Here is a 24,408-nt window from a genome sequence, read left to right as displayed (position 1 = left end):
TAAATAACTTGTTTGAACTTATAATTATTTTTTGCATTATACTGGTTTCCTGTAATTCTCAGAATTTCAATACATGACTCAGCCAAATTCAAACCGTTCAAGTTATCGCCTACTCAAGCTCATTAGTCGCCAGCCGATTCAGTTAGGACGTTTTTTTGCACGTTTGGTTGCAGTCTTACTTACCACATTTCAGCTTTCCAAACTTTCAAAAATCATTCGACTCAACATACAGATTGTGTTTCCCGACTTGGGTGAACCAGAGAGAGAACAGCTCACCAAACAGGCGATTCGCAATGAATTAACCTCTTATTTTGAGTTTGTCAGTATTTGGGGAGCCTCCAATCAAAAGAATATTCAACAAATTCAAAAGATTCATGGTGAACATTATTTTCATGCAGCATTGGCAGAACAAAAAGGTCTGGTTTTGATTATTCCCCACTTTGGAACCTGGGAAGTGATGAATTCATGGCTCTCAAAATATACACAGATGACCATCCTGTATAAACCTGTCAAAAATCCTGATGCTGACCGTTTTGTCCGTGATGCACGCAGTCGAGAACAGGCTCACCTTGTCCCTACTGATGAAAGCGGTGTGCGGCAGATTTTTAAGGCCCTGAAACAAGGGGGAACCACTGCAATTCTGCCCGATCATACCCCTGATCATGGTGGTGAAATGATCAACTATTTTGGTATTCCACTTGCCTCAAGCAGTCTGAGTGCAAAACTCATTCAAAAAACCAAGGCCAAAGCACTGCTACTCTATACCATGAGAAATGAACAAGATGGTTTTGACATGCATATTGAACCGATCAATCCCCAGATTTATGAGGGAAGTGCCGAAGATGGTACGCTGATCATTCACCAGACTCTGGAGCAGCTAATTCAACGCTACCCTGCGCATTACCACTGGAGTTATAAACGTTTTAGCGCCAATCCTGCCCTTAAGAAAATTTATGATATTGATGAGAATGACGCTTTGACTAAGGTTGCAGAGGTTCGTCAACAATACCAATCTCAGGAAAATGCTTAGGCTATTTTCTTTCCAGCCATTTCACCTGTTGACGTTGTTGCCTTAGCTCCACTTTGCCATTTTCAAATACAAAACTGATGGTTCCCGCCTGTACCGTCGTGAGCAAAGGAATATGTAACGCTTGCAAACGGTTTTGTAGTTCCTGACTTGGATGACCATAACGGTTATTAAAACCAGCCGAGGCAATCGCAAGTTTCGGTTTTAATGTTGCCAGAAAATCATAGGCCGAACTGTGTTTACTGCCATGATGCCCAAGTACCAAGACATCCACTTTCAAATCAGGATATTGTTGCAACAATTTATATTCAGTTTCCCAGCCTGCATCGCCCATAATGAGGAAGTTTTGATACGGCTGGGCATTCAAAAACTGTAGATACACCACACAAGACTGTTCATTTTGCTGATCTTTGGCAAAAACCAATTCTTCAGGGCGTGGAGATAGAATTTCAATTTTTACATTTGCGTAAGACCAGTTTTGACCTTGCTGGCAAAATGAAAAGTTATCCTTGAACTGCATTTTTTCATTGCGTTCATTGGACTGAACCTGTGTGATTGCAAAGGCTTTTTGAATGGCAGGAAATGCACCACTGTGGTCTTGATCGAGATGCGATAGGATCACGTGGTCCAGATATCGAACGCCCTGTTGGCGTAAGAATGGAATCACCACCCGTTCACCTAAACTAAACTTGCTCTCATCATATGACCCACCTGTATCAATCATTAATATCTGCTGAGGATGCTGTAAAAGAACCGATTGCCCTTGCCCCACGTCCAGAACATTTAAAATCGTGGGTTGAGATTTTACCCCCCATACAATAGGTAAAAAGCAAACCAAAGCCCAAACTTTTGGCAGCGTCCCTTTGGGCATAAATAAAATGATTAAACCCAAAATCAAACTGACCATCATGAATGGCGTACAACTGACACCATATAAATGAGGAGAAATATGCTGTAATCCATTTAGAATCCACATTAACAGCGACAATAAAATATCATTGAGCTGAAACAACAACTGCCCCAATGCTGGAATGATCAGCCAGACACATGCAGCAATAATATCCAAAGGCACAACCAAACCACTTAATATTGGAATGGCAATCAGATTAGTGAGTGGTGCAATCCATGAAATCTGCTGAAAGAAAATCAACACCAAGGGTAATAAGGCAACGAATATTTTCCACTGGGACTCAATTAAAACTTTTATCGCAAAAATGGCTTTTTGTGTTTTTGTTGCCACCTGATCTTTGGGTAGGTCATTGATGGTTTGATAAATCCTGAGCAGAATAAAACATGCACCATAAGACAACCAAAAAGCTGCCGATAAAATGCTAAATGGATCATAGATTAATAACAAACTTGCGCTATACACCAGCAATGCAAAAGGTTGAATCTCTTGCCGAAATAAAATAAAAAGGCTGGCAATGATGACTGTTAACAAGGTTCTAATTGCTGGAATTTCAAAACCGACAAAAGCGACATATAACAGAACACTTAACCCAAATGGCAGTAGCACTAAAATCTGTCGTGGTTGCCACAAATACAACTTCGGATAATAACGTTGCACTAATCTTTGCAAAATCCAAGTCAACATCAAGGCAAAAATCAATACATGAGGCCCTGAAATCGCCAATAAGTGAGAGATTCCAAGCTGTTGAAACTGTTGTTTTAAGGTATTCGATAACAGACTTTCATCACCTGTCAGTAAGGCCAAAAGCAGACCTTTGTGCTGTAGGTTTGAATTTTGTAGCATTTGCCGAAATGCCAAACGTTTCGTTTCAACATTTAACAGCAACTTAGCCCGAAAGCCCTGTTGCTGCTTTAAGTGCTGCTGATAACCCAAGGCATAAATCTCATCAGGGCTTAAAGACTGAATCTGCTGTACGGAAAATGCCGACATCACATTTTGCTGTAAAAACCATTTTTCCTGATCAAATGCGCCTGCAACCGCATAACTATGTGCTGGCTTAATCTTGCCGTAGACTCGGTAATAATGACCAAGCTGTAAGGATTGAGACTGAACAGTTTGATCTTTATTTTTCTTTAAATACAGAAACCAATTTACGGGTTGGACATGTCGATTGAGCACCTCTGCAATTTGTTTGTGTCCATCTTCTGTCAGTTCATCTAGGTTCTTAATATAAACAATGGCTTCAAATGGCTGTGGTTCAAGCTCCCTGAGTTGCAACCGATGTTCTAAAGCCGTATCTGCACAATGATAACCTGTACAAAATAGTGCCCAACTGGCACTGATCAGGATAAGAGATTTATACAGAGGCTGATTTAGATAGAATCGTTTTGCATATAACCCAAAACCAAATATTGCAACTGCCAAAAGTAGCCAGCTCCACCATGTCTGATCAACAAACGGTAGACTTTTCCCCATGACTGCAATACCAGCAATCCATCCCAATAAAATAAGCTTTAACATCTATTTTTAATAAAGTTTTTGATTTTTCTGAGGGCAAAATTAAAGCCCATTTTCAGGGCTTTAACAAGAAATTATGTAAAATATTTATGATTGTCCAATCCATAAACCATCCTGCATATGCAGGATTGAATCGGCTGACTGTGCCAACTGCTCATCATGGGTCACGATCAGCATCGCCATATTCAGCTCTTTTTTCAAGTCAGTCAGTAGCTCAAAAATACTCAAGGCTGTTTTACGGTCAAGGTTGCCTGTTGGTTCATCCGCAAGCACTACAGCAGGCTTGGTCACCAAGGCACGGGCCAAAGCCACACGCTGGCGTTCACCGCCTGAAAGCTCACCAGGTTTATGATCCATGCGGTGTGACAAGCCAACACGATCAAGCAAGTATTCAGCCTGTTTCTTCACATCCTTAAAGTTACTTTCACGACGCAACATTAACGGCATTGCCACATTTTCCAGAGCCGAAAACTCAGGCAGTAAATGATGGAACTGATAAACAAAACCCAGATATTGATTACGCTTATAACCACGCTCCGCTTCGCCTAAATTGTCAAAACGTTGCCCTTGTAAAAATACCTGTCCCTGTGAGGGTTGTTCCAAACCACCCAACACATGCAGCAGTGTACTTTTACCTGAACCACTCGAACCAACAATTGAGACAAATTCCCCAGCCTTAACTTGCAAAGACAGGCCCTTGATCACTTCAACCTTAGTTTTGCCATCATCAAAATGTTTATAGATGTCTTTGGCTTCCAAAACAATCTTACTCATAACGCAACGCCTCGGCAGGTTGGACTTTGGCTGCACGCAATGCAGGGTAAATGGTCGCAAGGAAGCTTAACAATAATGAAACTGTCACAATCACCACCACATCCTGCCATCTGAGATAGGATGGTAGGTAATGCACAAAATAGGCATCAAACAGGTTCAAGCCTAAAGCGGTGTTGAACCATGAAATAATATCACTGATGGTCAAGGCTAAAGTCACACCTAAAATTGTCCCTGCAATCGTTCCAATAACCCCAATCACTGTCCCCTGCACCATAAAGATTTTGGTAATCATGGAAGGTGAGGCACCCAGGGTACGCAGGATTGCAATGTCAGATTTTTTATCAGTCACGACCATGACCAACGATGAAACGATGTTGAATGCGGCCACCACAATAATCAGCACCAATAATAAACCAACTAAAGTCTTTTCCATCTGGATCGCATTGAACAAATTGCCATGCGTATAGGTCCAGTTGGATGCATAGAAGTTGCTTGGCAACTGGCTCACAATATCATTGGCCACTTTAGGGGCAGCAAAAATATCATCCAGTTTTAAGCGCACGCCCTGCGCGCCATCTGGCAGACGCAACAAGGTTGAGGCATCATTCAGGGCGATATAGCCGACCATTGAATCCACCTCTGCCCCTACACTAAAAATACCCACGACCTTAAAACGTTTAAAACGGGGTACCACGCCTGCTGGGGATGGTGTCGCCTCTGGCAGAACCAAAGTCACGTTGTCATTTAGGCCCAAGCCCAGTGCATCAGTCATATCCTTACCAAGGACAATACCGAACTCACCTTTTTTCAATGCATTTAAATCACCAGAGACCATGTGGTTTTGGATGATCGAAACCTTTTTTTCATATTCAGGCTCAATCCCTGTTACCATAATGCCAGCCACCTGTCCCTGGGCAGTCAACATGCCCTGTAACTGGGTAAATGGCGCAACTCCAGTGACATGCGGATGGTGCTCAACCTTTTTTACAAGCTCAGGCCAATCTGTTAGAATTTGAGTAGAAGAAACAGTGGCTTGTGGAACCATTCCCAGAACACGATTTTTTAATTCGCGGTCAAAACCATTCATGACAGATAACACTGTAATGAGGACAGCAACGCCCAGGGTTAAACCAATCATGGAAACCAGGGCAATAAAAGAAATAAAATGATTACTCCGCCGAGCACGAGTGTATCTCAACCCTATATACAGCGAAATTGGCTTAAACATACCATCTAGTCCGAGGTGATTTATTATGGAAAATACACTGCATCATGTTGTTGACGACAACACTGAACGTCGTGTGATGTCTCGTATTGATGCCGTGTTGAGAATCAACTATCAAGTCATTCCCGACGATGTTGCGCTGAATGACCCGTATGACTCTCATTTTGTATTGCCACGCTATTTTCTACTACTTGCTGAATTAGATCAATTTGATCATGCGTTTCGCTACGAATTAGAACAATTAAATGAAAAAGATCAACAAATTGCCCGCATCTTATCCCTTTTTAACCAGAAACTGAACCTGATTACAGGCTCTTTTTATGACAATATCGTGCAGTCACTGTTGCCTGTACCTGAGCAGGTCAATGTTTCTGAACATGGATTAAGCTTTTCCAGCACTCAGGCCATTGCTGGAGAAACCTATATTCATATTACCCTGAGCCATCCTGAAAATTTCTTTCACATCGCGGCGATTGCCCAGGTGGCTTATTGCAACCCTGAAGAACAGGGCAAGTTCCGCATTGGTGCCTATTTCATCACATTAAACCCGCAGGACCGTGCCAAGCTGGCTGCCAGTATTCAACAGGCGCAACAGGATGAGCCGAATTAGTCAGAATGTGAGAGATAACTTATATCTTTAAACGGCGATACAGGCCTAAATCTTTATAGAAATAAAGGAATAGGCCAAACAAAATTACCACAGCACCCACAAATACCTGAGCTGACAATTGCTCATGGTTCAGGTAAGCCCCAATCAATATCGCCAGCATTGGTGTCATCACCGTTGTTAATGACAGTGTGGTCGCCTTTAGGCTCTGCACCAGTTTAAAATAGCAGAACATGGCAATCAGTGAGGCCATAACCACAGTATAAGCAAGTGCCAATAGCGATTTGGCTGAGGGAAAATGAGTGGGTGCATACTGCCAAATCCACGGCAAAAGCAAAGTTGCCAACACGGTTGAGACGAGGATTGAACCTGTTGCCTGAGCCATAGGCTGCACATCCGCATTAATCTTTTTCACCAGAAAAATCGAGAGTGAATACGCAAATACACTGATCAGCATCAGGACAATGCCTATCGGCTGTACATGCTTCTGACTACCGCTGAGACAGATCAAGGCTAATCCAGCAATTGATGTACCCATGCCCAGCCACTGCAATCCTGCTAGTTTTTGCTGGAAGCCAAAGCGTCCTATAAGTCCCGCCATAATCGGTGCCAATCCAAACATCAGTGCGATTAAACCTGAGCTTAAATACGCGGTGGCGGCATAGGTAAAGATCTGTGAACCAATCAGACTCAATGAACCTGCGATATAGCTGAGTAATGCAATTTTATGCGTGGGAAACTGAACCCTTAACAGCATTAAAATGGTTGCAGCCAGAGGCAAGGCAATGAAAAAGCGTAACACCAAAGCCCACATGGGATGTAAATCAGCCACACTCCAGACAATTGCCAACGGTGTGGTTGCCCAGATAAACACCAGCAATGCATAGCTAAGCATGAGATTCATACGTGATGGCATAATGGCAGGCTCAAGAAGAAGCTGTTTTCCGTTTTTGCTTTAAAATGGTCTGGTCTAATGAACTTGAAAACTCACGTTTATCCCGTTCCGAGATTGGCGGTGGACCGCCTGTTTGCACACCTGCGCCACGCAGGGTGTCCATGAAATCGCGCAAATGCAGACGTGCCTTGACATTCGCAGTGGTATAAATCTCACCACGAGGATGGATGGCAATACCACCCTTTTCAATTACCTGGGCGGCAAGCGGAATATCCTGCGTAATGACAATGTCATTTTCCTGCATTCGCTCTACAATTTCCTGATCGGCTCGGTCTGCCCCACTCATCACCTGAATTGATTTAATCCGCACCGATGGGGTAATGCCCACATTTTGGTTGGCTACAAAAGTCACTTCCAGTTGGTAACGGTCAGAGGCACGTAAAATCACCTCACGCAAAATTTTAGGCAGCGCATCAGCATCCACCCACAATTTAAATGGCAGCACGTTGGATAGGCTCAACAAGGAAAAAATATAGTGTAGCAGATTGCCATGACAGTGGAACGAACAATACTGCCAATGTTGAGACAGGTATTTTTTACATCTAAAAATGAATTAAATTCCATAGAATTACATATCCAGACTTGAAAAAATGCTGTGACCCTCGATTTAATAGAATAAGTTTAATCTCTTGTATTATGTTTTTATGAAAAATCAGAACAGTCCAGAAACCATTAAAATTCAAGATCAAAATTTCGGTCATCATGTCGAGCATTGGAACCTGTTGACAGAAACACCCGAAACAGATGTGCCACAATGGTTGGGACTGGCGCTGGATGCACCTGTGATGCCCATGGGTCTATGTGAAGATGAACAGGAGATGGACCAGTCATTCTGGCTGATTCAGGGGCCAAGTGGTGAGGCGATCTCGATTAATCAAATTATTGCGGTTGAGGACCAAAAGCCACGCGCGTTAAAAACCGCATTTCCAAGTTTTGAAAGCCCATATAAATACGAAGCAAAAATTGAACGAGTAATTACCTGTGATTCCGCAACCCAGGCAGTATTAAGATTAAGCCTAAATAAAAATACGGTTATTTATGCCTTTGATAGTTTATTTAGTGTAAATCGCTGTCAATATGACAAAAACCAGAGTTATCAGGTTCAATTTAATGCCTGGGCATACGAACTGGAAATCGTTTCTAAAGATGAGAAAATCATTGTTGATGATCCAGCCTCAATTAAGCACCACCGCGCATTAAATGCAATTCTGGCGGAACATAATGGGATTGCTCCCGATAACCTACAGGAACTGATTAATGAATGGCAGCCAAAAAGCCCAGAAGATCAAGAACCTGTCACTGTCGACTTTTCCAAAATGGTCGCCTATTTATATGGTGAGACATTAGGTCAGGAAGATGAAGCATGGTTTCAGGGAAATATCGTGGGTAAAACTACCATACAGTTTATGCAGGATGAATATACCCTGTATGATGTGACGCTGGTATTGGAAGATGATTTACCCGCAATTTTAATACGTATTGCAACTAAAAATGTTTTGTATAAAAACTTTAACATTGGTGAATATATTCGCGGCAACCTATGGATTCAGGCGAATATTTATGCTAAAACTGCACTAAAGTGACAAAAAATCACATAAATGGCATTTTTAGGCGTTCTAATGAAAATTATACCAGAACAAACGACCACCAGTCTTATTCCATCGAGTGATCAAGGTCTTAAACTTGATGTTGGCGCTTTTTGCTTTTTTTTACTTGGTATGTTTTTAGCAGCACTTATTTTTCATCAAATTGGCTTGTTCTAATTTTTGCCCATTTTCAACTTATACATATAAACAAAAGCCCTCAATGTTGAGGGCTTTTGTTTTAGGGATGTTATTTACTGCTTAACCATGACGTTTCACAAAATCATCCATAAAGTTCACAAGTGCCTGAACACCCTCTAAAGGAACTGCGTTATAGATACTTGCACGCATACCACCTACTGAACGGTGACCTGCCAGATTAAGTAAATGGTTCTGTTCAGCCTCTTTCAGGAATGTTTTCTCAAGTGCTTCATCAGCTAGGGTAAATGGCACATTCATCATTGAACGGTTTGCAATGGCGATTGGATTGTTATAGAAATCGCTAGAATCAATATAACCATAAAGGAGTTTTGCCTTGTCCTGGTTGATTTTGTAGATTGCATCTACACCACCCTGCTCAAGCAGCCATTCAAATACCAGACCAGACAAATACCATGCATAGGTCGCTGGCGTATTGACCATTGAACCATTCTTGGCTTGGTCGCCATATTTTAGGATGCTTGGAATTTCAGGTTTTGCCTGATCCAGCAAATCATCACGAATAATGACAATGGTTAATCCCGCAGGACCAATATTCTTTTGCGCACCCGCGTAGATGAGACCGAATTTGCTCACATCCAATGGCGCAGACAAAATACTTGAAGAAAAGTCACACACCAACGGCGCATTTACCTCTGGAACAGCCGCGAACTGTAAACCACCAATGGTTTCATTATCTGCATAATGCACATAAGCCGCATTATCAGAAAGGTTCCAGGTGCTTTGTTCAGTAATCGCATGTTTGCCATCGATTAAAGTACCCGCCTCAACGATATTAATATCGCCATAACGTTTCGCTTCTTTTAGTGCCTTTTCAGACCAGATTCCTGTATGGATATAATCTGCCTTGTTATTTTTTCCAAGCAGATTTAAAGGAATCGCGGAGAATTGTAAGGATGCACCACCTTGCAGGAACAATACTTTATAGTTCTCAGGGATATTCATGAGCTTGCGTAGATCAGCTTCCGCCTTTTCTGCCACAGCAACATAGTCATTGCTACGATGACTCATTTCCATGATCGACAAGCCTTTACCCTGCCAATCCAACATTTCCTGTTGAGCTTTTTCTAAAACGGCAGTAGGTAGTGCAGCAGGACCAGCGCAGAAATTATAAGCACGCATGAGTTTTCCCTTGTCAAAGTGAAACAAATTGAAATGGGCATTTAATCACAGATTGCTAAAGCTTGCAGCAGCTTATCGCGTAAATATTTCGATTTAACTGAAAATAATCGGTAATTTTTCAATCGTGTTTTTGTATCTGGTTTAAAGCAACGCCTCATTCATCAGTTTGATGTTTTTATCATCAAAAAACTGGATAAATCCATGTTGGAACTAGACTAAAAACTCTATTTTTTACAAATTCACTACACCATTCTTGACCATATAACTATTTAATTAAAAACATAATATTTGAATTTTATAAAAATAATTTAGACTAACGCAGGATATTATTAAATTGCGACATCAAATCATGTTGAAACGGCATCATCAACCGAATTTTAAGGTCAAACGGTTTCCAGGGCAGTTGAGTTTGAGTATCAGCTTGATCAGTTGTGCCCTGTTCTCCATGCCTGTATTTGCCCAAACCCTGAGCTATGGTGAAGCTGAACAATACGTTGTGGAGCATGCCTATGCCACACAAGCGCAGCAGGCGCTACAGCAAGCCTCTCAACTTGAAATGCAGGCGGTAAAGAATCTTGGCCTGCCCCGTATTGATTTAAATGCCCGTGCCTATTCATTTCACAGTGAAACCAGTGTTCCTCTGGAATCCAGTAAACGTAGACTGGAAAACTCATTGACCCGTGGTTTTGATGACAAATTATCGCAATGGCAAAATGTACTCCCACCAGAAGTGATTGACCAGGTTGGCCAGAGTTTTGATCAGGTGGTCAGTGACGGTCTGAATAAGGTTCCAAACGACCTGGATGTCACCATTCAGGATCATGATGTCCGCACCTCGGTTTCCATGGTGATGCCCCTGTATATGGGCGGAAAAATCAACAGCGCCAAGCAAATCGCCAATATTCAGGCACAGCGTTCCAACATCAGCGAAAAGCAGCAACAGGACACACAGCGCTTTGAAATGATTCAGGCTTATTTTAATGTGCAGTTGCAGCAACAATTGGTCAATTCTGCCCTGTTTAATTTAAATGCCATGCAGGAACACTACGGCAACGCAGTCAAGCTTGAACAGCAGGGTTTTATTAACAAAGGCCAGCGGATGCAGTTTGAAGTTGCCCGCAACAATGCTGAACGCAGCTACCAGAATGCACAGGCAAACTTAGGGGCAAGCCAGTTTAGTCTGCAAAACCTGTTGCAAACCAAGCAAAGTGTTCAGCTCTCCACCCCGCTTTTTGTGAATTTAACCCAAAATCATTCCCTGGATACACTACTTGCAAACTATGATCAAAATTCAAGCCTGATCAAGAAATTGCAGATGGATACCCAACTTGCCAATGAGAATGTCAAGGTGCAGCAATCGGCCAAGAAACCCAGTGTTTTTGCTTTTGGGGAATATGGATTGGACAGTAAAGAGAACTGGATTGTCGGTGTGATGGCAAAATATAACCTATTCTCTGGAATTGATAACAACAAGAATATTCGTGCGGCCGAGTTAAAAAAATATGCCGCAGAGTTGATGACTGAGCGCACCAAGCAAGAAGTTGAAAATGTGCTGTATAAATCTTTCAGTGAGTTAAATTCCTCTCAAACCAGCCATCAACTTCTCACCCAAAACACCAAGGCTGCTCAGGAAAACCTGCGTATCCAGCAACTGTCCTTTAAGGAAGGCATGGGGACGGCCACTCAGGTCATTGATGCCCAGAATGCCCTAAACGGTTTAAAAACTGAAATGGCGATCAATGCCTATAAATACATCCTGTCACTGGCAACCTTACTGCAAAGCTACGGTTCGATTGATAAATTTAAGCTGTATGTCAATCAACCCCGTACTGACTATATCCGTTAATTGGAGAAATTTATGAGTCAAGATCAATCATCATCCAATTCAGAACGTGATATAGGTCAAGAGACGATTCCGACTGAAAATCAGAAAGCAGCTTCTGTTGAAGCTGTTCAACCAGAAAAACAGCATGAGGATGTTTCAGCCAACACAACGACTCCGAACAGCAAAGCTGACTCAACTGGATCAGGCAAGGGCAATAAACTGAAACTGATCGTGTTTATTGTGGTTGTCATTTTACTTGGTCTGATTGCCTACGGTTTGTGGAAAGCCTATCTCCCAAAAACGATTGAGTTACAAGGTCGGGTTGAGTCGGAAACGGTACATATCAGCACCAAGGTACCTAGCCGTATTGAGGAATTTTATGTCAGTGAGGGGCAAACCGTTAAAAAGGGTCAGGCTGTGGTGCGCTTTGTCAGTCCTGAACTGGAGGCTAAAAAGGAACAGGCACAGGCAGCCCTGCAAAGTGCAATGGCATTCCATTCAACGGTCTACCGTGGTGCCCAGCAGGAAAATATTGATACCCTCTATGCCAACTGGCAAGCCATGAAAACTCAGGCCGAATTGGCGGCAACCACCTATAAACGAGGTGAAAACCTTTACCAGCAAGGGGTGATTTCCCGTCAGCGCCGTGATGAAATGCTGGCGACCCAGACCTCTGCCCGTGAAACGGCGGAAGCATCCTATCAGCAATATGCACGCGCCAAACGTGGCAGTACTGAACAACAAAAGTCCACTGCTGATGCACAGGTTGCCATGGCTCAGGCTGCGGTGAAAGAAGCCAATGCCCTGGATGAAGAAACCAAGCTGTATTCCCCGACTGATGGAACCGTGTCCAAAACCTATGGCAAACCCACTGAACTGGTGGCGACAGGAATTCCAGTGGTTAGCATCATTGAAGACCATGATTTATGGGTGAGCCTGAATGTCCGTGAAGATATGTATAGCTCCATCTATAAAACCAAAACCCTGGATGGTTTTATCCCTGCACTGAATCGCAAGGCCAGCTTCAAAGTGAAAAATATTGATGCTGAGGGTGACTTTGCCACCATTAAGACCACCCGCCAGACAGGTGGTTATGATATTCGCAGCTTCAAGTTTCACTTGATTCCTGAACAATCCATTCCTGACCTAAAAGTGGGTATGAGTGTCCTGTTCAAAATTGAAGAGGCCAAATAACCGATGTTTGCTGTCATGCTTCGGGAATTACGCTATTTACAACGCCATAAAGCTGATCTTTTTATGGCGGTGATTGCCCCTTTGCTGGTGATTGTTCTTTTTGCAAGCATGTTTTCATCAGGTAAGGCTGATCATTTGCCTATTGCCATTATTGACCAAGACCAAAGTGAAATGAGCCGCAAGGTGATTCATGCGCTCAGCATCAACCATACCCTCAAGGTAAAAACCATTACTGCCAGTCAGGATGAAGCCGAGCGGCTGGTCAACAGTACGCAGGTATGGGGATTTGTCTTGATTCCAGATGGTGCCGAACAGCGTTTGGTCAAGGCACAGGATGCCCAAATCAGCATTGCCTATAACCAGTCCTTTTTTAGTATTGGTAACACCATTTCCTCCGCCATGCTGATCAGCACATTGAATGGCATGGCGGATTACATGGGAGAAAGTTATTTATCAAATAACATACCTTATCTGGACATGCCCACACCGCATATCAAGATTTCCACACTGTATAATCCCAGCATGAGCTATGAACTGTTTCTGGAACCATTCATGGTGCCTGCGGTGCTACATCTACTGCTTTGCTGTTGTGTGGCTTTTGCCATTGGACAGGAATTTAAAAGAAATACCTTTGTTGAATGGGTTGATCCCAAACAGATTGTTTCCAGTTTTCTTGGAAAAATCCTACCCTATGTTTTCATTTTCTGTTTCTGGACATGGTGCTGGATGTTCTGGCTGGCACATATTCGTGGCTATTTTATTGCTGGTTCACTCAGCCTGATTTTAATTGCCCAGTTTCTGCTGTATTTTGCCTATGCAGTGATTAGCAGCACGGTGGTGTTGGCAACCAAGGATTTACCCAAAACCTTTGGTTTTATTGCACTCTATGGCGGCTCATCTCCAAGTTTTTCGGGCATTACCCTACCCTTGAACAATGCACCTGCATTTACCCAGTTCTGGTCAATGATTATTCCCTATACGCCCTATGCGAAACTACAGACCGAGCAATGGGTAATCGGCAGTGACCTATCGGTATCACTGCTTCCCTTTGGTATCCTGATCATTTTCTCAGCTTTGTATTTTGCTTTAAGTATTCGCCTGTTAAGGAAAAATACCCAGGAGCAATGCTCATGAAGTCATTTTTCTGTTATTACATTCAAACCTTTAAAAATATTGCCGCCAATACCTCAGTATTTACCACCCTGATTGCAGCAATCATTCTCTACAGTTTTTTCTATCCAACCGCCTATAAAGCCCAGTCAGCAGAAGATATTCCGATTGTGATAGTAGATGAGGAACAAAGTATCCTGACTTCAAAGATCATCAGCCAGGCATCCAACAGCCCACACATCCACATCATCACTGTGACTGATAATTTTCTCGAAGCAGAGCAATTGGTTAAAAACCAGAAAGCCGAGGGTATCCTGTTATTGCCAGAAAACCTGACCAATAGCCTAAAACATGGCGAAATGGGTGGGATTGGTCTGTATCTCAGCACTGCCTACTTCATCCGAACCAAGGAAGTGGGCACAGGTTTGGCGGGTTCGATTGAATCGACCTTACAGGACTATTTTGAAAAGTTTGGTGAGGCTTCACAATTTCATCCTGAACTTTCAATTCACCAAATCCCATTGTTTAATACCCTGTCAGGTTACGGGAGTTATATCTTTCCTGCGGTGGCCAGCCTGATTATTCATCAGACCATTTTACTTGGCTTGGCAATGCTCATCGCCAGTTACCGTGAAAAAGGCTGGATTGCTGAAAGATTAGAATTCTGGGCGATTTTTGCAGCCATTCTCACCATCAGTTGTCTGGGTTGCCTGTATCTATTCGGTTTTACTTTCTGGTTTTATGAATATCCTCATGGCGGCAATTTCTGGGGCATGTTACTTGCTGTACCGATTTATGTGAGTTGTATTATAGGCCTAGCGATGCTGGTGGGTTCACTGGTAGATATGCCTGAACGAGTTGGGCATTTGATTGTGGTGACCTCCGTTCCCCTGTTTTTACTGACGGGAACCGCATGGCCACATGAAGCAATGCCTGAATGGATGCAGTGGTTTGCATGGACACTGCCCTCCACTCATGGGGTACAGATGTTTGTGCAGCTCAATCAGATGGGTGTACCCACTGCCATTGTTGTGCCAAAACTGATTTATCTCGCGACAGTAGGCGCTATTTTATTGGCGCTTTCCTATTATCGCTTGGTAATGATGAAACCGATAAAAGGAAGCTGATTGGCTTCCCTTTACGGTATAAAACATTGTTAAATCTTAGAATTATTTATCAGCAATGTTAGCTTATCTTTAGCGGAATCCTGTAGCAATACGCCGTGTGCAGAAATCAGGTGTTGAAAATCCAGTTGCAACAAGCGGTCAAAATCACTTTTTAAGCTACCTTGCTTCGGTGTTACCCGCTTTAGCCAAGGTCCACCAATAAATAGCCCCAACCGAAATCCCATGAGATAGATAATGATCTTGCTGAGAAAACTAAAATATTTCCAGTCATTCCAATATTGAATACTGTCTGTGCTAATCAACAGCTTTTTATCTTTTATAAATAAGATTGCTTCTGGGCAAGTTGCCTGCTCAAAGATAAAGAATTCGGAATTTTTGATAGGTGGCTGTGTATCTGCCTGAATAATCTGTTGGGGAATAAGCTTGGGATAATTCACATGATGAGATTGGCTCCAAAATGTTGCCTGATAACGGTCAATATAAAACTGATCATCCAAACCATGAAAATCGCCTAAACGAATGATATGCCGCACTTGTCCCAAGCTTTCCAATTTTTTTAATTCAGGTTCAGAGATTCGAACAGCATTGATTAATGTCAATTCATTCCCCTGTTTCAAAATCATCATGTTACGATTCATTGAAAGACCCAATCCAAGCCTTACACTTCCCCTCAACAAATAAATATTCTCAAATATTTCAACAATTGGATCATGTGGATAGATAGGTGCATAGTTTTTTGTCATGATTATTTTCTCAGTTATTTTAATATCAATATATTTTATACATTTAAAACAAAAATATTAGATTGACCAATATATAAGAAGCTCAGTCAATAAAGCAACAAGCATAAAAAAACCCAAAGCTGAGTTTGGGTTTTTTGCCACGAGACTAATTACTCTTCAGTAGCATCATCTTTTGGTTCTGCTGCAACGTCTTCAGAAGTTACTGCTTCAACCTCAGTAGTTTCCATTTCTTCTGTCGCTTCCAACACTTCGTCATCTTCAACAGCTTCAATTGAAACCACACCCACCAGTGTTTCAGCATCGCTTAAACGAATCAGGCGAACACCCTGCGCATTACGACCCGTAGTTGCAACCTCAGCCGCACGGGTACGCACTAGTGTGCCCCCATCAGAAATCAGCATCAATTCCTTGGTTTCATCAATGGATACCGCACCAACAAGTTCACCATTACGCTCGCTGGTCTTGATGGCAATTACACCCTTGCCGCCACGTTTCTTGGTTGGGAAGTCATCAACTGGGGTACGCTTACCATAACCATTGGCGCATGCACATAGCACTTCACCTGTGACAGGCACAACCACCAATGAAACGATGCGGCTGACAACATTTGAATCTACTGAATCATCATTGTCATCGCTGTCATCATTTTCAACATCAGCATCTTCGGCTTCAATGGTATTGCTGGCAAAGCTGACACGCATACCACGCACGCCTTTGGCAGTACGTCCCATGGCACGAACATCGGTTTCTGCAAAACGGATTGCCTTACCCTCATTCGAGAACAACATAATCTGCTGATTACCATCAGTAATGGCAACACCGATCAGGGTATCTTCCTCATTGAGCTCAATCGCACGTAAACCATTTGAACGAACATTGCTAAACTGTTCAAGTTCAACACGTTTCACTGTGCCTGACGCAGTTGCCATAAATACATAGTGATTTTCAGGGAAATCGGTCAATGGCAAGATCGCTGTAACCGTTTCATTCGCTTCCAACGGAAGTAAATTAATGATTGGACGACCTTTGGCACCACGGGAAGCCTGTGGAACTTCAAACACCCTTAAACGATAGACTTTACCGACATTGGTAAAACATAAAACCGTTGCATGGTTCGAAGCAACAATTAAATGCTGGATGATGTCATCATCTTTCATGGAGGTTGCAGACTTGCCACGACCACCACGGCGTTGTGCCTGATAATCAGAAAGTGGTTGAGTTTTCGCATAACCTGTCTGAGACACAGTCAATACAACCTGCTCTTCTGGAATCAGGTCTTCGCGGCAAAAATCAACACCAGACTCAACAATTTCGGTACGACGACCATCACCATATTGCTGAAAGATCAAGGCAAGTTCTTCGCGAATCACATTCATCAATAAATTGAAGTCATTCAGGATTGCGGTTAATTCAGCAATCTGACCCAAGATTTCCGTATACTCCGCATGTAGTTTGTCTTGTTCCAAACCTGTTAGACGGTGTAAACGCAATTCCAGAATTGCAGCGACCTGTGTTGGTGATAAGCGATAAATATCACCAGTCAAGCCAAATGGACGCGCTGGATCTTCGCCTTCAATTTCATCAGGACGAACAGAAATCGCACCCGCTTTTTCAAGCAGTGCCACCACACCACCGCCAGCCCACTCACCCGCCTGTAAACGTTCACGCGCTTCGGCTGGGTTTGCAGAGGTTTTAATGGTTTCAATGATGGCATCAATATTGCCTAAGGCAACGGTTAAGCCTTCCAAGATATGACCACGTTCACGTGCCTTACGCAATTCAAACATGGTACGGCGGGTCACCACTTCCTGACGGTGACGGATAAACGCCGCAATGATGTCTTTCAGATTCATCAACTTAGGCTGACCATTATCCAGACAGACCATGTTGATGCTGAACGAGTTTTGCAGTTGCGTATGCAGGAACAGGTTATTCACCACCACTTCTGCATTTTCGCCACGCTTCAAGTCGATGGCAATACGCATGCCCTCTTTATCAGACTCGTCACGAAGCTCAGAAATACCTTCCAGCTTCTTTTCTTTCACTAATTCGGCAATACGCTCAATGGTTTTTGCCTTGTTGACCTGATAAGGAATCTCAGTAAAGACGATGGTGGTACGGCCTGTTTTCTGGTCTTCCTCAAAATGGTACTTACCACGGATATGCAAACGGCCTTTACCCGTACGGTAGGCATCCACAATACCCGACTTACCGTAAATAATACCGCCTGTAGGGAAATCTGGACCCGTAATATGCTCCATCAACCCTTCTACAGAAATATTGGGATTGTTGGCATAAGCCAAACAGGCATTCACGACTTCGGTCATGTTGTGTGGCGCCATATTGGTCGCCATACCTACCGCAATACCCGTTGTACCGTTAATCAAAAGATTAGGAATACGGGTTGGCATCACCTGGGGAATACGCTCAGAACCGTCGTAGTTGTCTTCCCAGTCAACCGTATCTTTTTCCAGATCAGCCAAAATCTCATGGGTGAGCTTCTGCATACGCACTTCGGTATAACGCATCGCAGCCGCACTATCCCCATCGACAGAACCGAAGTTACCCTGACCATCCACCAGCATATAACGCAAACTAAAATCTTGCGCCATACGGACAATGGTTTCATATACCGCACTGTCACCGTGAGGATGGTATTTACCGATCACGTCCCCGACCACACGGGCAGACTTTTTATATGCTTTGTTATAATCATTGCCCAATTCGTGCATCGCAAACAATACGCGGCGATGAACAGGTTTTAGACCGTCTCTCACATCTGGCAATGCACGAGATACAATTACGCTCATTGCGTAATCTAGATATGAATGCTTGAGTTCGTCCTCAATGGCAATCGGTCTGATTTCCGATACGCTCATGCATACTCCTTGTTTACAGGTCGATGGTTCCACCTGTTTTTATGTCTTCAATCTTGCAAAAATTCAGTTCAAAAACTTGAACTAAAATAAAAAATACAGCGAAAAATTATAGCATAAAGGACAGGTTAACTGGGAGTTTTCAGCATGGAAAATAGCATTTTTTTACAATAAAAATATTATATAAATTATATAGTTAAAATTAGATGATGATTCTTGATTATCCTATAATGACCAGTTGTTTGATTCATGTCACAGCATCCTTGAAAATTCGACCATTTCACTTATATTTTCCTTAAAAAATAAGCAACTAAAGATGGGTAACAACACTCATTTTTCCAGCGTCTGATACTCGCGATTTAATGATATAGGCAAGCATTTTCCCTTTGGAAATAAATCAAGTCCAGCTCAAGTGATATACCAGTCAACTGGAAAACCATATTATGCATTTGTCCACGATGATGGGTTTGATGATTAAACATATGAGCCAACACCTCAATCAATGGCTCCGTATAGGTCTGGTTACGGCGAATATAGGTCAATGGTTGATGAAAAGCTGATTCATCATGAACCTGGACATAATCAATTAAAGATTGATCATGTTTTTTACGAACTTGGATTAATTCCTTTATGTCTGGATATAAAACATCATCCAGTACATAACTCGAGGGTTGTAGTCCACAGATACGTTCAAACCAGAGAAAATCCCCAACCAACACATGATTTGCAGTCTGAATCAGTGAGTTAAAATAAGCGCCACAGTCCTGATTCAACTGTGTTTCAGGCAAAGCCTCTAAAACTGCAAACAACTTGTTATTTGCCCATTGATTATAATGTGCCAACATCAAAAAATAGGTTTTAAAATGATAATTCATAAATGATATCCCTTTCATTTATTGTTATTTTTAGCATAAAAAAACGCTCCTGAGCAGAGCAGCAAAGCATCGCTTTAACTGCCTGCGCAAGAGCGCTTTAGACTTTAATTCAGAGAATTAAAGTTTAGATACCAATTCAGGTACAACAGTGTTCAAATCACCAACTAACCAGTAGTCAGCAACGCTGTTGATTGGCGCTTCTTCGTCTTTGTTGATAGCAACAATAACTTTAGAATCTTTCATACCTGCCAAGTGCTGGATCGCACCAGAGATACCGATTGCCATGTAAAGGTCTGGCGCAACGATTTTACCAGTTTGACCAACCTGGAAGTCGTTTGGTACAAAACCAGCATCTACCGCAGCACGTGATGCACCTTGAGCAGCACCAAGCTTGTCAGCCAATGGGTCAAGTACTTTGTGGTAGTTCTCACCAGAACCGACACCACGGCCACCAGAAACAACGATGCGGGCAGCAGTCAATTCTGGACGGTCAAGTTTCACGATTTCTTCGTTTACGAAGCTAGAAAGACCAGCATCATTTACTTCACCCACAGTTTCAACCGCAGCAGAACCGCCTTCAGCAGCAACCGCATCGAATGCTGTACCACGAACTGTACCAACGATGATTGCCTCATCAGACTGAACAGTTGCAATCGCGTTACCTGCATAGATTGGACGCTTGAACGTGTTTGCAGATTCAACAGCAATGATGTCTGTGATCATGCTTACGTCAAGAAGCGCAGCAACACGTGGAAGAATGTTCTTACCAGTGGTTGTAGACGCAGCCAATACGTATTTGTAACCGCCTTTCGCGATGTCGGCAACCAAGCCAGCAACGTTTTCAGCCAATTGGTTCGCATAAGCAGCATTGTCAGCAAGTAATACCTTGCTCACACCAGCAACTTTGGCAGCAGCGTCTGCAACTGCCTGAGCGCCAGAACCAGCAACCAATACAGTAATATCACCACCGATTTTTTGAGCTGCCGCAACAACGTTTAAAGTTGCACCGTTAAGTGTCTGGTTGTTGTGATCAGCGATAACTAAAATACTCATGATTTTATCCTTCTGTATTAGATCACTTTCGCTTCGTTTTTCAATTTTTCAACAAGTTCGTCTACAGACTTCACTTGTACGCCAGCTTTACGTTCAGCAGGTGCTTCAACTTTAATTGTCTTAAGTTTAGTACCAGTTGCAACGCCATAATCAGCAGGTGACTTAACATCAAGCGGCTTCTTACGTGCTTTCATGATGTTTGGAAGAGCAGCATAACGTGGCTCGTTCAAACGTAGGTCAGTTGTGATGATTGCAGGAAGTGCAAGCTCAACAGTTTGTAGACCACCGTCGATTTCACGCGTAACCTGAACTTTACCGCCTTCAACCTTAACTTCAGATGCGAAAGTACCTTGACCAGCACCAAGCAAGGCGCCAAGCATTTGACCTACCTGGTTAGAGTCGTCATCAATCGCTTGTTTACCAAGAAGAATAAGTTCTGGTTTTTCAGCATCAACAACGCCTTTCAAGATTTTAGCAACTTCTAGAGCACCAATCTCATCAGCAGTTTCAACCAAAATACCACGGTCAGCACCTAAAGCCATTGCAGAACGAATTTGTTCCTGAGCGTCTTTAGAACCCACTGAAACAACAACGATTTCTGAAACCGTTCCTTTTTCTTTTAAGCGAACCGCTTCTTCCACTGCGATTTCACAGAATGGGTTGATTGACATTTTAACGTTGGTAAGGTCAACCCCACTATTGTCCGGCTTAACACGAACTTTAACGTTGGCATCAACCACACGTTTTACAGCGACAAGAGCCTTCATGTAATCCTCGGCTGTTCTAAGCAAGTAAATGTAGTGAAGAGTATTCTAACTCTTCGTTTGAAACTTTTTAGGTGCCCTATCTTGCAATGTATTTGGCATTTCGGTCAAGTCACAATTTCCCATGTGGCTGTAAAAAAGATGAAATGCTCAGTTCACTAATTTAGGGCACTGAAAAATCAACTCAATTAAGCCGTCCATTCTTATTAATATTACATTTTGATTTTATTAATATTTTATAAAATTCAACCATCTAAAATAGATCTTGCAGACAAAAAGCAGATGTTCTGTAACGGATCATTTCGGGCAAATCCAAACACCCAACAGTTTTTGCAAAAAATGGGCAATAAAGTAAGAACATTGTTTAGGCAGTGTTCAATTGCAAACCCGAAAACGAGTTGTCTATTTAACACTCAATTTTGCAACATAATATATCAGGACCCAGCTTTTTGTGCACGTGGATGGGTTTGGTCATACACATTCATCAATTGTTCAAAATCCACATGGGTATAGATTTGAGTGGTGGACAAGTTGCTATGACCCAGCATTTCCTGAATTGCACGTAGATCACCACTGGCGGAAAGCAAATGACTGGCAAAACAATGCCGTAATAAATGTGGATGCAAATCGACACTGATTCCTGCCCGCTGGGCCTGTAACTTGACTCGATTTTCAATCTGTCGTGGGGTCAGTGCATTGCCTTTTTGTGAAATAAACACGGCTGAATCTGCGCCAAAACCACCCTGCCATATCCGATAGATTTTTAGCCATTCAACCAGACTTTCTTTGGCTTTCTTTCCAAAAGGTACAATTCTAGTTTTATTGCCCTTACCTGTAATGCGTAATAATTGCCGATTAAAATCAATATCCTTGATAGTTAAGCCCTGTAACTCAGCTAAACGTAGACCACTCGAATATAACAGTTCAAGCATCGCCCTATCCCTTAACCATAATTGCTGCTCAATTGGTTTTTCAGGTGCAGGCTGATCCAGAATCTGATTGATGGTTTCAATATCAATCATCCCTGGCAAAGGTCGGGGTTGACGTTTTAACTTAAAATCTTCTGATGGGTTCTGCTGTAAATATTGTCCTTGCTCAGCCCATTTCATAAATTGGCGGATGGAGGTCAAGTGACGTTGCAGGCTACTGGAACTCAAATGGTCGCGTTCAACACGCTCGGCTAAATATTCACGTAAGTCCGAAGCTTCAATATCCTGTAGTTGTAATTGTTTATTTTCACAAAACCTAAAAAAATCAGTGAGATCTCGTTGATAGGCCGTGATGGTGTGTTCAGACTGATTTTGAATCATCCGCTCTTTTAACCACATGGAAAGTAGTTGTAAAGCTGTCTGCACACTCAACTCCCTAAAATTGCTTTATAAAATCGTTGACATAAATAGCAACTTCATCTGCATACTGCTCAGCAAAATCATGCTCTCCGCCTTGAATCACATAAAGCTCAGATTTCTTAAAGATATGATGTAAATATTGTCCCACAACAACAGGGCTAATCAGGTCCTGATCTCCCCATAATAATAAAACCTGTTGTTGAATATGTGCCAATTGGGCTTCATAGTCTACCTTTGCTGTGACAAACCAATCAGGATATTGCAAATATTCTTGCTGATATGCCTGTCGCCAATCCTGAACTTGAAACGGGTCTAAATTGATACCTCCCGAAGTTGCCATCAGAACCAAGCCTTTGATCAGATCAGTCTTTTGTAATGTAGCTGCGATGGCAAAAATACCACCCATTGATTGAGCAATTAAAATCGCGGGTTGTTGAATCTGTGCAACCACATAATCAGTTAAATCATCAAAATTATTTATATCTGGATGTGCAGCCACACCATGAAAACCTGGATATGCAATGACCTGTTTGGTATAGCTCTTAGGCAATTGTGCAGTCAACGGGTTCCAAAATTCTGTATTACCTGATGCGCCTGGAAGAAAAACCAAGTTATTCATTTTTATCCTTTGAGATTCTATTTTTATTTTAAAAAATAAACACCCTGCAACTCAGGGTGTTTAGTTATCATAATTTTAGCCTTGAAAATATCTTAAATCCAGACGCGCATCATACACATGCGTGGTTGGACCTGTCATCCAGACCACATCGCCCTCACGCCAGGCAATATGTAGCTTACCGCCTGCTAGCTGAACCTCAACCTCATTGGCAAGCAAGCCACGGCGCATACCACTCACCGCAGCCGCACAGGCTCCTGTACCACAGGCCAGCGTCTCACCCACACCACGTTCATATACACGCAAACGGATATGCTTTTCATCAATGATTTGCATAAAACCCGCATTTACACGTGCAGGAAAACGTGTGTGTGATTCCACCTGCGGACCAATATTATCAACATCTGCTGTCAATACATCAGGCACGATGGTCACCGCATGTGGATTGCCCATATTCACCACATCAATATTGATACTCTTTTCATCCATCAATGCCAGTGCATATAAGCCCTCAGCATCTTCATGTTCCTGAGTAATAAATGGGATTTCTTCAGGAAGAAATTTTGGTGGTCCCATATTGACCCGAACCCAACCATTTGCACCTAATTCAGGTTCAACAATCCCAGCCTTGGTCTGCACACGGATTTTAGTTTTGGTGGTAAGTTGACGCTCATGCACAAAACGGGCAAAGCAACGCACGCCATTGCCACACTGCTCAACCTCCGAACCATCGGCATTGAAAATGCGGTATTTAAAGTCTACATCTGGAAAATCAGGTGGTTCAACAATCAGCAGTTGATCAAAACCCACACCAAAATGACGATCTGCCAAACGCTGAATGGTGACAGTATCTAAATAAGCGCGCTGGGTAATCAGGTCAACAACCATAAAATCATTGCCCAAACCATGCATTTTGGTAAATTCTAAATACATCTT

22 protein-coding genes are annotated in these 24,408 nt (G+C 42.6%); 8 read left to right on the top strand and 14 right to left on the bottom strand.

Features of this window, described 5'->3' with window-relative positions; all coding sequences use genetic code 11:
* Positions 1-73: 73 nt before the first annotated feature.
* The gene (locus QTA56_RS08545) at positions 74-1,030 is read left to right on the top strand and encodes a lysophospholipid acyltransferase family protein (RefSeq protein ID WP_267980547.1); all 957 of its coding nucleotides are present in this window, start codon (positions 74-76) and stop codon (positions 1,028-1,030) included.
* 1 nt (position 1,031) lies between these two features.
* Here the strand turns inward: QTA56_RS08545 and QTA56_RS08540 are convergent, their stop codons facing one another.
* The 3 genes from QTA56_RS08540 to QTA56_RS08530 form a co-directional block, all read right to left on the bottom strand.
* Entirely contained in the window at positions 1,032-3,458 is a 2,427-nt protein-coding gene (locus tag QTA56_RS08540; RefSeq protein ID WP_267980546.1) for a DNA internalization-related competence protein ComEC/Rec2, read from the bottom strand.
* Positions 3,459-3,542: 84 nt separating this feature from the next.
* Positions 3,543-4,229 (bottom strand): lipoprotein-releasing ABC transporter ATP-binding protein LolD, encoded by a 687-nt coding sequence (lolD, locus tag QTA56_RS08535; protein WP_267980545.1) that lies wholly within the window; start codon positions 4,227-4,229, stop codon positions 3,543-3,545.
* Complete coding sequence (locus QTA56_RS08530; protein ID WP_267980544.1) at positions 4,222-5,457, bottom strand: lipoprotein-releasing ABC transporter permease subunit; 1,236 nt, start codon at positions 5,455-5,457, stop codon at positions 4,222-4,224. The genes lolD and QTA56_RS08530 overlap by 8 nt, the downstream gene beginning before the upstream one ends.
* A gap of 25 nt (positions 5,458-5,482) precedes the next feature.
* On the opposite strand from QTA56_RS08530, the gene QTA56_RS08525 reads away from it, so the two are divergent.
* On the top strand, positions 5,483-6,064 hold the full coding sequence (locus tag QTA56_RS08525) for a PilZ domain-containing protein (RefSeq protein ID WP_267980543.1): 582 nt from the start codon (positions 5,483-5,485) through the stop codon (positions 6,062-6,064).
* A 19-nt stretch (positions 6,065-6,083) separates the two neighbouring features.
* Here the strand turns inward: QTA56_RS08525 and QTA56_RS08520 are convergent, their stop codons facing one another.
* Both QTA56_RS08520 and QTA56_RS08515 read right to left on the bottom strand, forming a co-directional pair.
* Positions 6,084-6,977, bottom strand: a complete 894-nt coding sequence (locus QTA56_RS08520) for a DMT family transporter (RefSeq protein WP_267980542.1) — start codon at positions 6,975-6,977, stop codon at positions 6,084-6,086.
* A gap of 10 nt (positions 6,978-6,987) precedes the next feature.
* Entirely contained in the window at positions 6,988-7,461 is a 474-nt protein-coding gene (locus QTA56_RS08515; protein ID WP_004676796.1) for a YaiI/YqxD family protein, read from the bottom strand.
* Positions 7,462-7,660: 199 nt separating this feature from the next.
* Between QTA56_RS08515 and QTA56_RS08510 the strand changes: the two genes are divergently transcribed.
* Positions 7,661-8,599 (top strand): hypothetical protein, encoded by a 939-nt coding sequence (locus QTA56_RS08510; RefSeq protein WP_267980538.1) that lies wholly within the window; start codon positions 7,661-7,663, stop codon positions 8,597-8,599.
* 36 nt (positions 8,600-8,635) lie between these two features.
* Entirely contained in the window at positions 8,636-8,779 is a 144-nt protein-coding gene (locus tag QTA56_RS08505; RefSeq protein WP_004761646.1) for a hypothetical protein, read from the top strand.
* Between the two features lie 81 nt (positions 8,780-8,860).
* On the opposite strand, the gene serC is transcribed toward QTA56_RS08505, so the two are convergent.
* The gene (serC, locus tag QTA56_RS08500; protein ID WP_267980534.1) at positions 8,861-9,940 is read right to left on the bottom strand and encodes a 3-phosphoserine/phosphohydroxythreonine transaminase; all 1,080 of its coding nucleotides are present in this window, start codon (positions 9,938-9,940) and stop codon (positions 8,861-8,863) included.
* Between the two features lie 349 nt (positions 9,941-10,289).
* Between serC and QTA56_RS08495 the strand changes: the two genes are divergently transcribed.
* From QTA56_RS08495 to QTA56_RS08480, 4 genes are read left to right on the top strand one after another with little or no spacing between them, the layout of a single operon-like run.
* The gene (locus tag QTA56_RS08495; protein ID WP_267980532.1) at positions 10,290-11,786 is read left to right on the top strand and encodes a TolC family protein; all 1,497 of its coding nucleotides are present in this window, start codon (positions 10,290-10,292) and stop codon (positions 11,784-11,786) included.
* 12 nt (positions 11,787-11,798) lie between these two features.
* Complete coding sequence (locus tag QTA56_RS08490) at positions 11,799-12,959, top strand: HlyD family secretion protein (RefSeq protein WP_267980531.1); 1,161 nt, start codon at positions 11,799-11,801, stop codon at positions 12,957-12,959.
* A gap of 3 nt (positions 12,960-12,962) precedes the next feature.
* Entirely contained in the window at positions 12,963-14,093 is a 1,131-nt protein-coding gene (locus tag QTA56_RS08485; protein ID WP_267980529.1) for an ABC transporter permease, read from the top strand.
* Positions 14,090-15,196 (top strand): ABC transporter permease, encoded by a 1,107-nt coding sequence (locus QTA56_RS08480; RefSeq protein WP_267980527.1) that lies wholly within the window; start codon positions 14,090-14,092, stop codon positions 15,194-15,196. The genes QTA56_RS08485 and QTA56_RS08480 overlap by 4 nt, the downstream gene beginning before the upstream one ends.
* 29 nt (positions 15,197-15,225) lie before the next feature.
* Here QTA56_RS08480 and QTA56_RS08475 read toward each other — a convergent pair whose 3' ends face one another.
* The 8 genes from QTA56_RS08475 to dapF form a co-directional block, all read right to left on the bottom strand.
* Entirely contained in the window at positions 15,226-15,939 is a 714-nt protein-coding gene (locus QTA56_RS08475) for a hypothetical protein (RefSeq protein WP_267980525.1), read from the bottom strand.
* Positions 15,940-16,088: 149 nt separating this feature from the next.
* On the bottom strand, positions 16,089-18,818 hold the full coding sequence (gene gyrA, locus QTA56_RS08470) for a DNA gyrase subunit A (RefSeq protein ID WP_267980524.1): 2,730 nt from the start codon (positions 18,816-18,818) through the stop codon (positions 16,089-16,091).
* Between the two features lie 356 nt (positions 18,819-19,174).
* Positions 19,175-19,690 (bottom strand): DinB family protein, encoded by a 516-nt coding sequence (locus QTA56_RS08465; protein WP_267980523.1) that lies wholly within the window; start codon positions 19,688-19,690, stop codon positions 19,175-19,177.
* 117 nt (positions 19,691-19,807) lie between these two features.
* Positions 19,808-20,743 carry an FAD-binding protein gene (locus QTA56_RS08460; RefSeq protein ID WP_267980521.1) on the bottom strand — a complete coding sequence of 312 codons (936 nt, stop codon included), beginning with the start codon at positions 20,741-20,743 and terminating at the stop codon, positions 19,808-19,810.
* Positions 20,744-20,760: 17 nt separating this feature from the next.
* Positions 20,761-21,510 carry an electron transfer flavoprotein subunit beta/FixA family protein gene (locus QTA56_RS08455; protein ID WP_267980519.1) on the bottom strand — a complete coding sequence of 250 codons (750 nt, stop codon included), beginning with the start codon at positions 21,508-21,510 and terminating at the stop codon, positions 20,761-20,763.
* A gap of 431 nt (positions 21,511-21,941) precedes the next feature.
* Entirely contained in the window at positions 21,942-22,835 is an 894-nt protein-coding gene (gene xerA / locus QTA56_RS08450; RefSeq protein ID WP_267980577.1) for a site-specific tyrosine recombinase/integron integrase, read from the bottom strand.
* 37 nt (positions 22,836-22,872) lie between these two features.
* Complete coding sequence (locus tag QTA56_RS08445) at positions 22,873-23,475, bottom strand: alpha/beta fold hydrolase (RefSeq protein WP_267980517.1); 603 nt, start codon at positions 23,473-23,475, stop codon at positions 22,873-22,875.
* A gap of 75 nt (positions 23,476-23,550) precedes the next feature.
* On the bottom strand, positions 23,551-24,405 hold the full coding sequence (dapF, locus tag QTA56_RS08440) for a diaminopimelate epimerase (RefSeq protein ID WP_267980515.1): 855 nt from the start codon (positions 24,403-24,405) through the stop codon (positions 23,551-23,553).
* Positions 24,406-24,408: the final 3 nt, after the last annotated feature.

The organism is Acinetobacter thutiue, from assembly GCF_030385805.1.
Taxonomy (GTDB): Bacteria; Pseudomonadota; Gammaproteobacteria; order Pseudomonadales; family Moraxellaceae; genus Acinetobacter; species Acinetobacter corruptisaponis.
Note: the sequence above shows the minus strand (reverse complement) of the source record. Positions and strands in the feature narration are given on the sequence as shown.